This window comes from Bradyrhizobium sp. HKCCYLRH2060 (genome assembly GCF_051168135.1).
Taxonomy (GTDB): Bacteria; Pseudomonadota; Alphaproteobacteria; order Rhizobiales; family Xanthobacteraceae; genus Bradyrhizobium.
The window spans coordinates 786524-798923 of sequence record NZ_JBNPUK010000001.1 but is presented as its reverse complement, the minus strand read 5'-3'; the positions used below and the strand labels follow the sequence as shown (position 1 = coordinate 798923).

Annotated in this window: 11 protein-coding genes; 5 read left to right on the top strand and 6 right to left on the bottom strand. The window is 68.1% G+C overall.

Translation table 11 applies throughout. From position 1 onward, the window contains the following. Nucleotide 1: 1 nt before the first annotated feature. Together ACQR10_RS03565 and ACQR10_RS03560 are read right to left on the bottom strand one after the other, a co-directional pair. Entirely contained in the window at nt 2-1072 is a 1071-nt protein-coding gene (locus ACQR10_RS03565; protein WP_316215540.1) for an ABC transporter ATP-binding protein, read from the bottom strand. Beyond that, nucleotides 1069-2103, bottom strand: a complete 1035-nt coding sequence (locus tag ACQR10_RS03560; RefSeq protein WP_315800663.1) for an extracellular solute-binding protein — start codon at nt 2101-2103, stop codon at nt 1069-1071. The genes ACQR10_RS03565 and ACQR10_RS03560 overlap by 4 nt, the downstream gene beginning before the upstream one ends. 197 nt (nt 2104-2300) lie before the next feature. Between ACQR10_RS03560 and ACQR10_RS03555 the strand changes: the two genes are divergently transcribed. Then, nucleotides 2301-3038: a GntR family transcriptional regulator gene (locus ACQR10_RS03555; RefSeq protein ID WP_315800664.1), complete on the top strand. Its 738-nt coding sequence runs from the start codon at nt 2301-2303 to the stop codon at nt 3036-3038. Between the two features lie 15 nt (nt 3039-3053). On the opposite strand, the gene ACQR10_RS03550 is transcribed toward ACQR10_RS03555, so the two are convergent. Beyond that, the gene (locus tag ACQR10_RS03550; RefSeq protein WP_316215577.1) at nt 3054-5147 is read right to left on the bottom strand and encodes an adenylate/guanylate cyclase domain-containing protein; all 2094 of its coding nucleotides are present in this window, start codon (nt 5145-5147) and stop codon (nt 3054-3056) included. 292 nt (nt 5148-5439) lie between these two features. Between ACQR10_RS03550 and ACQR10_RS03545 the strand changes: the two genes are divergently transcribed. Genes ACQR10_RS03545 through ACQR10_RS03530 form a run of 4 tightly spaced genes read left to right on the top strand, consistent with a single transcriptional unit; the run spans nt 5440 to nt 8004 of the window. Continuing rightward, on the top strand, nt 5440-5745 hold the full coding sequence (locus ACQR10_RS03545) for a BufA1 family periplasmic bufferin-type metallophore (RefSeq protein WP_315800665.1): 306 nt from the start codon (nt 5440-5442) through the stop codon (nt 5743-5745). Between the two features lie 39 nt (nt 5746-5784). Further along, the gene (bufB, locus tag ACQR10_RS03540; protein ID WP_316215539.1) at nt 5785-6705 is read left to right on the top strand and encodes an MNIO family bufferin maturase; all 921 of its coding nucleotides are present in this window, start codon (nt 5785-5787) and stop codon (nt 6703-6705) included. Further along, entirely contained in the window at nt 6692-7474 is a 783-nt protein-coding gene (locus ACQR10_RS03535) for a DNA-binding domain-containing protein (RefSeq protein ID WP_316215538.1), read from the top strand. The genes bufB and ACQR10_RS03535 overlap by 14 nt, the downstream gene beginning before the upstream one ends. Continuing rightward, complete coding sequence (locus ACQR10_RS03530) at nt 7474-8004, top strand: DoxX family protein (RefSeq protein WP_409997873.1); 531 nt, start codon at nt 7474-7476, stop codon at nt 8002-8004. Before ACQR10_RS03535 ends, ACQR10_RS03530 begins: the two co-directional genes overlap by 1 nt. Here ACQR10_RS03530 and ACQR10_RS03525 read toward each other — a convergent pair. The 3 genes from ACQR10_RS03525 to ACQR10_RS03515 all read right to left on the bottom strand — a co-directional run bounded on the left by ACQR10_RS03525 (nt 7944) and on the right by ACQR10_RS03515 (nt 12070). Continuing rightward, the gene (locus tag ACQR10_RS03525) at nt 7944-9533 is read right to left on the bottom strand and encodes a hypothetical protein (RefSeq protein WP_315800669.1); all 1590 of its coding nucleotides are present in this window, start codon (nt 9531-9533) and stop codon (nt 7944-7946) included. The genes ACQR10_RS03530 and ACQR10_RS03525 overlap by 61 nt on opposite strands. 132 nt (nt 9534-9665) lie before the next feature. Continuing rightward, nucleotides 9666-11174 (bottom strand): bifunctional class I SAM-dependent methyltransferase/glycosyltransferase family 2 protein, encoded by a 1509-nt coding sequence (locus ACQR10_RS03520; protein WP_316215537.1) that lies wholly within the window; start codon nt 11172-11174, stop codon nt 9666-9668. 398 nt (nt 11175-11572) lie between these two features. Next, nucleotides 11573-12070, bottom strand: a complete 498-nt coding sequence (locus ACQR10_RS03515; RefSeq protein ID WP_315800671.1) for a YchJ family protein — start codon at nt 12068-12070, stop codon at nt 11573-11575. Between the last annotated feature and the right edge of the window lie 330 nt (nt 12071-12400).

Below are 12400 nucleotides of genomic sequence, written 5' to 3'. Positions count from 1 at the left end.
GTCAGATCTCGGCGGCGAAGGCGAAGGTTTCGGCGACGGGCCACGCGAAGCGGACCTCGTCGTGCACGCGCGGCACCTCGGCCTCGCGCCCCGACAGCTCGGCGAGCAAGCTCGCGCCGGCGCCGGCATCGACGTCCACGAGGGTCCGCGAGCCCTGGAACACGACCGACCGAACGCGGCCGGCCGCGGAGTTGGCGCCCTCTCCAACGCCGAGCCGCAGCTGCTCCGGCCGCGTCACCACGATCACCGAGGCCCCGGGCTGGAACGCGCCGCGCGCCGACAGACGGCCGACCGGCGTGACGACTTCCACCGTGCCGTCCTGCGCGCCGACCACCTGGCCGGCGATGCGCGTCGACAGCCCTACGAAGTTGAGCGCGAACAGGCTGGCCGGCCGGGCATAAAGCTCGCGCGGCTCGGCGAGCTGCTCGATGCGGCCCTTGTTCATGACCGCGACGCGGTCCGACATGGTCAGCGCCTCGTCCTGGTCGTGGGTGACGAAGATCGCGGTTGCCTTGACCTCCTGCAGCAGCCGGCGCAGCTCGACCTGCATCTCCTCGCGCAGCTTGCGGTCGAGCGCCGACAGCGCTTCGTCGAACAGCAGCACGTCCGGCTCGACCGCGATGGCGCGCGCCAGCGCGACGCGCTGCTGCTGGCCGCCCGACAGCGCCGAGATGCGGCGGCTGCCGAGATGGCCGAGCTTGACCAGCGACAGCGCGCGCTCCACCGCACGATCGATCTCGGCCTTGGGCGTGCCGCGCACCTTCAGGCCGAAGGCGACATTGCCGGCAACGGTGAGATGCGGAAACAGCGCATAGCTCTGGAACACGACGCCGACATTGCGCCGGTGCGGCGGCACATGGGTGACGTCGCGCCCCGCGAGCGCGATCGTCCCGGCGTCGGGCGGTGCAAGGCCGGCGATCGCGCGCAGCAAGGTGGTCTTGCCGCAGCCGGACGGGCCGAGCAGGGTCACCAGCTCGCCGCGGCGGATTGTGAGATCGACGCGATCGAGCACGGTCGCGGCGCCAAACCGCTTGGAGACCCCGCTGATGACGAGATGCGGCGCGCCGGTCATGTCATCTCCTTGCTCCAGCGATCGACCCAGCCGGCGCGGTTCTTGGCGATGAAGGCCCAGTCGGGCGCGAACAATGTCGCGGGATCGGGATAGCCTGAAGGCAGCGGCGTGGCCTGGTTGGTCGGCGCGATGAAGGCCGTCTTGGCGAGGATGCTCTGCGCCTCTGGGCTGAGGTAGAAGTCGATCACGGCGTCGGCGAGATCGCCGGCCGGCGCGCCGCTCACCTTGGCGATGCCCGACGGCATCGAGAAGCCGCCATCCTTCGGGATCGCGAGGTCGACCGGCGAGCCGTCGGCCTTGCGGATCAAGGTGTAGGCCGAGAACTGGCCGCCGATCATCCAGGCCTCGCCCTGCTCCAGCAGATTGATGGCTTGCGGGGCATTGGTATAGACGTTCAGCAGGTTGGCCTTCAGGGTCTTGATCTTCTTGAAGCCGGCGTCGATCTCGTACTGCGCCTCCTTGTAGGGCTTGCCGGTCTCGAGATGCGCGGCGGCGAGCAAGGTCCAGAACCCTTCGGTGTTGGACAGCGACGGCACGACGATCTTGGAATCGTATTTCGCATCCCACAGCTCGGCCCAGCTGCCAGGTGCCGTCTTCATGCGCCTGGTGGAATAGGCGATGCCGGCCCACGGCTTCTGATAGTTGGCCCACATGCCGTCCTGGTGCACGGCATCGCCGACAAGCTTGCCGAGATTGGGGATCGCCGAGGACGACATCTTGGTGATCAGCCCCTCGGCCGCGGCCGGCAGCATCACCGGATCGTCCATGATCACCACCGAGATCTTCGGGCTTGCCTTGTCGGCCTGCATCTTCTGCAGATTGGTCAGCGAGTTGGTGCCCTCATAGAGCACCTTGCAGTCGAGCTTCTTCTCCAGCACCGGAAACAGGTCGGAGTTGAAATATTTGGCGGCGCCGGCGGGGCCGCCGATCACGATCTCTTTCGGGGCGGCGCGCACCAAAGCGGGCGCGGCGAAGGTGGCGGCGAAGGCCGCACCAGTCTTCAGGAGGCTGCGGCGGGAGAAGGGGTGCATGAGAGGATCCCGTGTGAGCTGTCGCGTGGCGTGTCACCCGAGATCAGCAAGCGTCGTGCCAAATGTGCACATTTCTTGATTCGGCAATGAGATCAACGTTCTGAGCTACCTCTCGATCCGCATCGTGCCCGGCCACGGGCAGAATGTGCACATTTTTTGGAGGTGACGTGCCGCGCCTTTGGGCCTAGCAGTTCGCCATGGCGATGCGAGCGCAGCGAATCGGAAAGGCCAATCCCGCCGAGGACGAGGCGGTGTATCAGGCCATCCTGCGTGCGCTGCTGGAAGGCAAGCTCAAGGCCGGTACCAAGCTCGCCGAGACGCCGCTGGCCGACATCTTCGGCGTGTCGCGCGAGCGCATCCGAAAAGTTTTGCACCGGCTCGGCGCCGAGCGGCGGCTGGAGATGATCCCGAACCGTGGCGCACGGGTGCCGCGGCCGACGCTCGATGATGTCAGGCGAGTCTATGAGGCGCATCGCGTCCTCGAGGCCGGCGTGCTCAGCCAGCTGGTGCTGCGGGTCGATGATCTCCTGCTCGCCCGGCTCGATGCGCATCTGGCGGAGGAGCGCGCGGCGGCACAGCGCGGCGATCGCGCGACCTCGGTGCGGCTGTCTGGCGCCTTCCACGTCCATCTCGTCGACTCCATCGGCAATCCCGAGCTGTCGCGCATGCTCGGCGATCTGCTCAGCCGCTCCTCGGTGATGGTGTCGGTGTACGAGCCGGCGGCGCAGTCGATCTGCGCGGTCGACGAGCACGGCGCGATCGTCGCGGCGCTGCGCGACCGCGACCTGATGCGCGCGATCGCGGTGTCGCGCGAGCACTTCCTGCATGTCGAAGGCCGGCTGCGGCTCGACCAGGACGCGGCGACGCCCACCCAGGATCTCGCCGCGGTGTTTGCCGGACGACGGCCGCTGCGCGGCAAGCGGCGCTCGGCCTAGCCGTGCCGGCAAACGCTACTTCGTGGTCAGCGCCGTCACCGGATGCCAATGATGCTCCGGCCGCGTGCCTGCCAGGGGCCTGCAGCGCGCGATCATGGACTCGGCGGAGCGATCGCCGGGCTTGAGCGCGAGGACAGCTTCGAAGGCCGCGCTGGCAGCCGCAAAGTCCTGCGCGCGATAGTCACGCAGTCCGCGCGCGTAGTGCGCGATCCAGCGCATGTCCTGCGCGGCGACATTCTCCGCAAGCCCGACCAGTTCGTGGACGCGCAGGCCCTCCTCGCGGCCATAGACGGCGATGCGGTCGATCTCGCGGGTGAGAAACGCCTCGCCCGCCAGCTGCGCGGTGCCCTCGCCGATCAGGATGTCCGTGCCGTAGACCTTGTTGGCGCCCTCGAGTCGGCTCGCGACGTTCACGGCATCGCCGATCACCGTATAGTTGAGACGCAGTTCGGAGCCGATGTTGCCGACCAGCATGGGACCGGAGTTGATGCCGATGCGGATCGCGAGCGGCCGGCCGTCATCGTCGCACAGGCCGCTGGCCGCGACCGCGTCCCGGCACGCCAGCGCGGCGCGGCAGCACAGACCCGCATGATCCGGCTGCGCGGCCGGCGCGCCCCAGAACGCCATCACGGCATCGCCGATGAACTTGTCGATCGTGCCGCCGTGATCGACGATGACGGTCGAGATCAGATCGAGATGGCGCGACAGCAGCGGCACGACGCGGTCGCCCATGCGCTCCGACAGGCCGGTGAAGCCGGCGATGTCGATGAACATGACGCTGAGCTCCTGGACATGGCCGCCCGGCCTGGCATCGACGCCCTGTCGCAGCAATTGCCGGACGAGATCGGCGGGAATGAACTTGCGGAACGACGACAGGCCGCCGGCCATCTCGGCGATGGCGCCGGACAGACTCGCGATCTCGCGCAGCCGCGACGGATGGCGGCGCACCTGCTCGAGCGCGAAGGCCTCGACGTGACGCAGTTCGGCCACCACGCGCCCGAGCGGCGCGGCGATCACGGCACGCGCCAGCGCGGCGGAAACCAGCGCCGCGAGCACGGCGCCGATGCCGAGACCGACGATCACGCGCCGCAGCGCCGCGTCGACCGGACCGAGAAATTCCGCTTCCGGAATCACCGTGACCAGCGACCAGCCGGGAAACGGCAGCGCCGTGCGCGCGACCTCGAAGGCGCCGCCGCCCGATTGCACGCGGCCGCGCCAGGCCTCGTCGCCTGCGGGCGAGGACCGCATCGCCTGCTGCGCGACCGGCAGCAGCGGCTGGCGGCCCTGCCCGGCATTGACCTCGTCGGCGGTCTCGTCGGGCGCCGCGACCACGCCGCCGTCATGCGCCAGGATGAAGGCGCTGCCAGTGCGGCCGACCTGGAGCTGGGCGAGAAAGCGCGAGATGCGCGCGTGCTCGATGATGATGGCGAGCACGCCCTGCCGCTCCTGATAGACATCGATAGGCCCCGCCAGCGCGATCGCGGGACGGTCACCGCCGGGATGCACGTCGACGCTGAACCAGCGCGGCTCGTCCGCGGCGAGGCTCTCCTTGAACCAGGGCTGGTCGGCGACCTTGAAACGGGTCGGCTCGAAGCGACGCGCCGCGAACTCGATATCGCCGGGCACGACATCGTATTCATCGACGCGGCGCTGGCCGGGATGATCGGTCAGTGAGATCTCCATCATCTCCAGGCGCCGGTTGCCGAGCTTGTGGGCGGCGAAGAACGAGCCGTCGGGCCAGCCGAACGCCGCCGATGAGATCGTCGCCTGCGACTGCAGCTGCGACAGGAACACGAATTCGCGCTTGTCCGCCTCGCGGGTGTCGAGCACGTTCTGCAGGAACAGCGTGCGGATGGCGGTGTGCGCCGCGCGCGCCTCGCTGACGATCGCGCTCACCTCCTTGCGCACGGCGCTCGCGATCTGCGCATTGATGGTGCTGGCGAGCTGACGGCTGATCGCCTCCGAGGTGCGCCACCACAACAGGCTCGAGGCCAGCGCCGTCAGCAGGATCGCGGTCAGCACCAGCGCCGACACGGCGAAGCGGATGCTGACGGTCAACCGCTCGCCGGCGGCGTCTCGGCGCGGCACTCGGCTGTTTTCGCTCGCCATCATCGCAGGTCGATCTCCGATCGGACCGATCGGCGCGCGGGGCTGCGCCCGACGGGGAGCCGCCAGACTGCGCTCTCATGACGTGCGCCACCAATGCCGGCTGGCTAAGTCGATGATGCCTGCAAAGCATTGGCACTTCGAACCCGCCTGCGTTCGATTGGACGCAGCTCCGAAGCACGCAATACCGCTCACAGGGTCGTGAGCGGAGTCGCCGCGTAACATTCTCGTGGCTGCGGGCGAAGGAGAGATGCGCATCGCCAAGCGGGCGATGCAGAACACGAGAGGAATTGTCATGCCCGCCAAGAGAACCGTCACCACGCTGGCGCTCGCCGGCGCCGTCAGCACCGCGCTCGCAAGCCTCGCAATGGCTGGGCCACTGACCAAGGCCGAAGCGGAAGCCGCAATGGCCGCCAAGAAGGAGAAATGCTTCGGCGTTGCCCTGAAGGGCCAGAACGATTGCGCCGCCGGTCCCGGCACGACCTGCCAAGGCACCTCCACGATCGACTTCCAGGGCAACGCGTGGAAATTCGTCCAGGGCGGCACCTGCACCAGCATCGACGTGCCCGGCGGCCGCAAGGGCTCGCTGAAGCCGATCTGATCGCTCTCGTTCACCCCAAGCGGAAAGCGGAGACGCAGCATGAGCACCGATGCCCCCCCTGCACCGTGCCCCACCATGCCGCTTCGCTTTCCGCCACCTCTCGGCGGCGTCGCCGGGACCAGCTTCAAGCCGTCGCACCTGACCGCCATCCTGGCCGAGGCGCCGCAGCGCGGCTTCTTCGAGGTCCATGCCGAGAACTACATGGGCGCCGGCGGGCCGCCGCATCGTCAGCTCGAGGCGATCCGCAGGGATCATCCGCTGTCGATCCACGGCGTCTGCATGTCGATCGGCGGCCCGCAGCCGCTCGATCGCGACCACCTCGCGCGCTTCCGCAAGCTCGTCGCCCGCTATCAGCCAAGCCTGGTCTCCGAGCATCTGGCGTGGTCGACGCACGATACGACGTTCTTCAACGACCTGCTGCCGTTGCCCTACACGACCGCCACGCTGGCACGGGTCTGCGACCATATCGACGAGGTGCAGAGCGCGATCCGGCGGCCGATCCTGCTGGAAAATCCGTCGACCTACGTCGCCTTTCACGACTCGACGATGAGCGAGACCGACTTCATCCGCGCCATCGTCCGCGGCACCGGCTGCGGGCTCCTGCTCGACCTCAACAACGTGTTCGTCTCCGCGATCAATCATGGCTTCTCGCCACAGCACTATCTGGCCGACTTTCCGCTCGTCGCTGTCGGCGAGATCCATCTCGCCGGTCACGCCGTGCAGGCCGACGATGAAGGCGAGCCGCTGCTGATCGACAGCCATGACGGCCCCGTCGCCTACGATGTGTGGGCCCTGTTCGCCAGCGTGATCGCGCGCAACGGTCCGATGCCGACGCTGATCGAATGGGACAGCAACATTCCGGACTGGCCGGTGCTGAAGGCAGAGGCCGCGGCCGCGCAGACGATTCTCGATGACCACGCTCCCGGCTGCTCGCAGGAGGTGCGCGATGCCGCAGCCTGAGCAGGTTTCCGGCTACGCCGCCCAGTTCGCCGCGGCGCTGCTGACGCCGGATCGCGCGACGCCTGTCGCCGTCAGGGGTCCGCTGGCCAAGGCGGCCGGGCGTCGGTTCAACGTCTACCGCAACAACGTCACGGTCAGCCTGATCGAGTCGCTCATCGCGATCTATCCGGCGGTGCAGCGCATCACCGGCCCCGACTTCTTCCGCGCGATGGCGCGGGCGCATGTGCGCGAAACGCCGCCGGCGTCGCCGCTGCTCTTTGACTATGGACGCGACTTCCCCGCCTTCATTGCAGCGTACGAGCACGCCCGGACGATGCCGTTCCTGACGGACGTCGCACAGATCGAGCGGGCCTGGCTCGACGCCTATCACGCGGCGGACGCCGCGCCGCTCGACGGCGCCACGCTGGCGACGGTGCCGCCCGAGCGGCTGCCGATGCTGCGCTTCGCCGCTCATCCCGCCACCCGCATCGTGCGCTCGGATTTCGCGGCGGTCACGATCTTCTCGGCCAACCGCGGCGATGCCCCGGTGCCGCGCATTGATGGCTCGGTTCCGGAGGACGCGCTGATCACGCGGCCCGCGCTCGACGTCGTCGTGCGTCACCTGCCACGAGGCGGCGCGATCTTCGCGAGCCTGCTGGTCGCGCGGCAGCCGCTCGACGTCGCTGCGGAAGCCGCGTTCGAGGCCGCGCCGGAGTTCGATCTCGCCGCCAACGTAGCCGGCCTGATCGAGGCCGGCGCCTTCACGGACATCACTTTCGAGGACGCATGATGACGACGGACCACTCCATGGCGCCGACCCCGACGCTGTCGCTGCCTTCCCTCGTCGGCCAGGCCGTGCGGCTGCTGCAGAGCGCGACCCCGCTCACCCTGGTCCAGCTCGTCACTCGCATTGCGCTCGCCGTGCCGTTCTGGCGCTCGGGCATTCTCAAATGGGACGGCTTTCTCAGGCTGAGCGACACCGCCGTGACCCTGTTCAGCGACGAGTTCATGCTGCATCTACCCGGCGGGCCATATCACTTTCCCATGCCGACGGTGATGGCGTTCCTGTCGGGCTGCGGCGAGGTCGGCTTCCCCGTCCTGCTCATTCTCGGCCTCGGCACCCGCTTCGCGGCGCTCGGCCTGCTGTTCATGACGTGCATCGTCGAGCTCACAGTGCCCGACGGCTGGCCGATCCATCTGACCTGGGCGGCGATGGCGCTGGGCCTCATCGCCCATGGCGGCGGAAAGATCTCGCTCGATCACGTTCTCGGCGGGCTGTTCGGCGGCGCGCACCAGGGCAGCGCCAGCCGTGGCATGTAGTAGCCGCGCCACTCGCAGACCTCCTCGGGCCCCCTGCGCTTGAGCGCCATCTTGACCGGCTCGGCCTGGCTGATGCCGACATGGAGCGCGAGCAGCGCCGCGCCGATCGGATAGGCGAAGCGGGAGAAGCGCAGGTCCGACAGACGATCGAGCAGGACCATGCCGGCGATGATGATCAGGGGATCGGTGAAGACGAAGTACTCGACCTTCAGCCCGCGGCGGACGCCGAGCGTGTCGATGCCGATGGCCGCCAGCATCAGGAGGACGGCCTGGATGGCCGCCTGCCGCTCACCGCGGCGCCAGGCGATGACGATGCCGGGGATGACCAGCCAGGTCAGGAACACCGCGGGGCGGGCCGACGATTGCAGCACGAAGGTGTAGCGCCGGATGACCCCCAGCACCCCCGATAGCAGCAGGCCGACTGCCCCGGCGAGGCTGCCGGCGGCCTCGGGCGCGTCGACATAGGTGATCATCTTCTCGAGAGGATTGAGCACGACCACGACATCGTTGATGTCGTAGCTCAGCTTCAGTGCCAGCACGCCGAGGCTTGTGCCGGCCACCGCCGCCAGCAGTGCCGCGACAGTCTCGGCCGCGCTCACCCGCCACCGCCACGCGAAGCCGACCATGCAGGCCGCGACCACGCCGAGCAGCGCGAACTGATAGATGCCGAAGCGGCCGAACAGTATCGGCTTGAGCCCGGCAGCCGTTGCATTGACAGGATCGAAGCCGGCGGCGATCAGCGGCCAGGCGGCGATCGCGGCGACGATTGCCGCCACGGCTGCAACCATGACGGCCGCCCACGCGCGCGAGCTTTGCCAGAACGCCACGCTTGCGCTCGCCGCCGTCCCGAACGGCAACACCAGCACAGGAATGGCGGCGATCAGCAGGATCGCATGCACCTTGTTCTCCAGGCCGAGCATGCAGAGCAGCGCGGCGAGTCCGACGGCGAGCGGCCGCGCCAGGCTGGCGCGGCGCGCCACAGCGATCAGGATCATCAGCGCGAGGATGCAGAACGACGCCGCGATCATCTCGCTGCGCAGGATGCGCAGATGCATCTGCACGCCGCCGGAGAAGGCGAAGGCGGTGACGGCGAGCATGGCGATGCGCCAATCGGACACCAGCCGGCGCGCGGCCCAGGCAAAGGCGAGGATGATGCCGGCGGCCGTCAGCAGCGCGGCGACGCGTCCGGCATGGACGGCGCTGGTCATCGCCGCGTCGAAAGCGGCGCGGTCGGCGGGGATCGCCGACAACGTCCAGGCGTCGAGCAGGCCGAGCCGGTGCAGCAGCGCGAACCAGGTCTCGACCGAGAGGATGGTGAGATAGGCCGGGTGGTCGAAGAACACCTGCGCGCCGCCGTCGTTCATGGCGAGCGCGTTGTAGATCACCATGAAGTCCATGTCGGCATTGCGCCAATAGACGGTGAAATAGCCGGCGGTCAGGAACGACACGAGCGAGAGCAGCAGCGCGACCGCAACGCCGCCGCGCCAGCCGAACGGGGTGAGGCGGTCGAGCGCGTCGCGGCGCGGCATGTCCTTTGTCGCACAGTTCTGGCCGGCATCTTGGGAAGGGCCGTCACCGCGGATCACAAGCAGCTCCGGCGGGAACTCCAATGAAGCGCATCGGCCCACCTCGCAGGCGTGGTCCGCGCGCGCACGCCATCCTCAGATCGCCTTGATCTTGAAGAACGCGAACACGACCATCTTCAGCAGCATCCAGCCGTGGCGAAAGCGGGAGATCTGGGTTTCGCCATAGCTGCGCGCGGCGTAGCGGATCGGCAGGTCGATCGATTTCAGGTTCAGCTTCGAGGCGCCGAAGATCAGGTCGAAATCGCCGAACGGATCGAAATCGCCGAAATAGGCCTTGCCGGCCTTGAGCCTGACATAGTCGCTGCGGCGGAGCACCTTGGTGCCGCAGAGCGTATCGGTGTAGCGCTGATTCAGGAGCCACGAGAACAGGTAGGAGAAGGTCTTGTTGGCGATGAGGTTGAGGAAGCGCATCGCGCCCTCGTCCATCGGATAGACCAGGCGCGAGCCGTTGATGAACTCGCCCTTGCCGGAACGCAGCGCCTCGAAGAATTTCGGCAATTGCTCCGGCGGCATGGTGAGGTCGGCATCGAGGATCATCAGCACGTCGCCGCGCGCGGCGTCGAACGCGGTGAACACCGCGTCGGCCTTGCCCTTGCCAGGCTGGCGCATCAGCTTGATGTCGTGATCCGGGAACGCCGCGCGCACCCGCTCCATCTCCTCATAGGTGCCGTCCTGGCTGTGGCCCTCGATGAAGATGATCTCGATGTCGTTGCAGAACGTGGCGATGCGCCGGACCGCCGGCTCGATGTTGCCGCGCTCGTTGCGCGCCGGGATCACCACCGTCGCCGAGCGGACGTCGTCGCTGACGCAGCACATCGATCGCGATACCAGATAATGTCGCAGCGCCAGCGCGCGCAGGCCCGGCAGCACGCTGAGGAAGCGATTGGCGAAGCGGCCGAGGCCGTAGAGCCGGAGCGGCGACAGCACGCGCTGCTCCGATTTGACGGGATCGAAATCGGCCAGGTGCGCCAGGCTGCGCAGGTCGGCCGGCGACAGCACGTTCTGCTCCGGCTGCGGCATCCGCAGGCCCAGTGCTTCCGCAGCCTTCAGCAGCGGATACCAGAGGTGCGAGAAGTAGCCGATGACGAGTCGCGTCTCGCGCGTGCACAACGGGTGCAACTGCGCGATGAACTGCTGGCAGTCGTCGAGCGAGCCGATGGTGTCGAGCACCAGGATGACATCGAACGGGCCGGTGGCGGCGGCGAGCGTGGCCGGATCCTCCGCGTCGCCCAGAATGAAGGTCAGCTCGGGATGCCGGCTGCGAGCGATCGCGATCTGCTTTTCGCTGAAGTCGATGCCGACGCCGTAGGACGGCGCGAGCGAGGCCAGCGTATCGCCGAGGCCGCAGCCGATCTCCAGCACGCGGCTGCCCGGCGGAATCAGGAAGCGCAGATAGCACGCATCCTCGCCGTGAAAGAACGCCGCCTTGTCGCGCCAGTCGGCGCGCGCATCGGCGAAATGGTTGGCATGGTCGAGGATGGCCGCCTTGCGCGGCGACAGCGCCTTCGTTGCCGGCGACAGGGTTGCGGCAACCTGCGGCCGCTCGCGTTCGTCCTGCCGGACCGCCTCGTCCAACTCCGCCACCTGATACCACCCCCGCTAGGAACTACGTCCTTCTAGGCCAGCCCGGTTGGGCGGAGTCAAGGCGCTGGCAGAGAAGTCCTCCGCTCTGTTGGCATCGTGACGCCCCGGCTCTGACGCGCGACGGAAACGAGCAGACATCCGCCGGCCACAATGAGGCCCGCGCGATCGTTCGCGCCGCATGCGTCCGATCTTTGCTTCTCATTCGCGCTCGCAACTAAGCGGGCGCGGGAAGACCGGCGACGCGGGACCGTCGTCGCGAGATTGGCGCCGGCGCCAGCGGCTGGAGCGCCGGCGCGCCGGCCTGCGCGGGGGCACGGAAGCACCTGACGAGTCCGCAGTCGCGGCTCCCCCCTCCTATCAACACAGCGATGCACCGCGATCGAGACATGCCGCCGCGCTCACCGCCCGCAGCAGAACTTGTATTTCTTGCCGCTACCGCACGGGCATGGATCATTGCGGCCGACCTTCGCGGTGGCAGCCGCCCGCTTCGGCTCCGTGACGGCGGCGCGCGCGTCACCCTCGACGAAGCGCCAGGCGCCGTCGTCGTCGCGGCGAAACTGTGAGACCTCGTGGTGCTCGATGATCTTGCCGTCTTCGCGATAGCTGGCGATGAAGCTGACGACGCCATCGGCGTCGCCGGGCTGGCCGCGGACCGACGAGACGATGCGCAGGCCGAGCCAGGTCGCGCGCGTCGCCCAATTCTTCGCCGCGACAGGGTCGAACGCAGCACGCCTGTCGGACGCGAGCGTCGCTTCGATGTAGCCGATGTCGCCGCGCGTATAGGCCGTGTAGCGCGAGCGCATCAGCGCCTCGGCGGTGGGCGGCATCGCGTCGCCAAGCAGATAGGGACCGCAACAGCGGTCGAAGGGAAGCTGTGATCCGCAGGGACATGGCATGAGGTGACGTGGGTGCTCCGATCCCGAAATGACATCATAGTGCGATCGAGAAGCGCCGGCACCTCTTCGTTCGATCAGTGAACAGAAGTATGCCTCACGCGGCGGTTGTGACTCCAAAGACGCAGGTCGCCAGCGTTCACCACTGCCGCTGCCGCCACACGCGCCGCGCGGTTTCGAAACCGGCGAATCCGTGTTAACCATTGGTTTAGAACATGGGTGTTGGGCGCACGGCTGACCGGCCCGGCCCCGCGCGGACCAGAACCTTCCGGGCGCCGCCTCATTACGTGGCGCTTGTGACCGCAAGCCCTCCGCATCATCGGCGGACCAGGG

Coding starts and splice junctions, on each gene's coding strand:
- ACQR10_RS03565 (WP_316215540.1), bottom strand. CDS start 1,072: ATGACCGGCGCGCCGCATCTCGTCATCAGCGGGGTCTCCAAGCGGTTT.
- ACQR10_RS03560 (WP_315800663.1), bottom strand. CDS start 2,103: ATGCACCCCTTCTCCCGCCGCAGCCTCCTGAAGACTGGTGCGGCCTTC.
- ACQR10_RS03555 (WP_315800664.1), top strand. CDS start 2,301: ATGGCGATGCGAGCGCAGCGAATCGGAAAGGCCAATCCCGCCGAGGAC.
- ACQR10_RS03550 (WP_316215577.1), bottom strand. CDS start 5,147: ATGGCGAGCGAAAACAGCCGAGTGCCGCGCCGAGACGCCGCCGGCGAG.
- ACQR10_RS03545 (WP_315800665.1), top strand. CDS start 5,440: ATGCCCGCCAAGAGAACCGTCACCACGCTGGCGCTCGCCGGCGCCGTC.
- bufB (WP_316215539.1), top strand. CDS start 5,785: ATGAGCACCGATGCCCCCCCTGCACCGTGCCCCACCATGCCGCTTCGC.
- ACQR10_RS03535 (WP_316215538.1), top strand. CDS start 6,692: ATGCCGCAGCCTGAGCAGGTTTCCGGCTACGCCGCCCAGTTCGCCGCG.
- ACQR10_RS03530 (WP_409997873.1), top strand. CDS start 7,474: ATGACGACGGACCACTCCATGGCGCCGACCCCGACGCTGTCGCTGCCT.
- ACQR10_RS03525 (WP_315800669.1), bottom strand. CDS start 9,533: ATGCCGCGCCGCGACGCGCTCGACCGCCTCACCCCGTTCGGCTGGCGC.
- ACQR10_RS03515 (WP_315800671.1), bottom strand. CDS start 12,070: ATGCCATGTCCCTGCGGATCACAGCTTCCCTTCGACCGCTGTTGCGGT.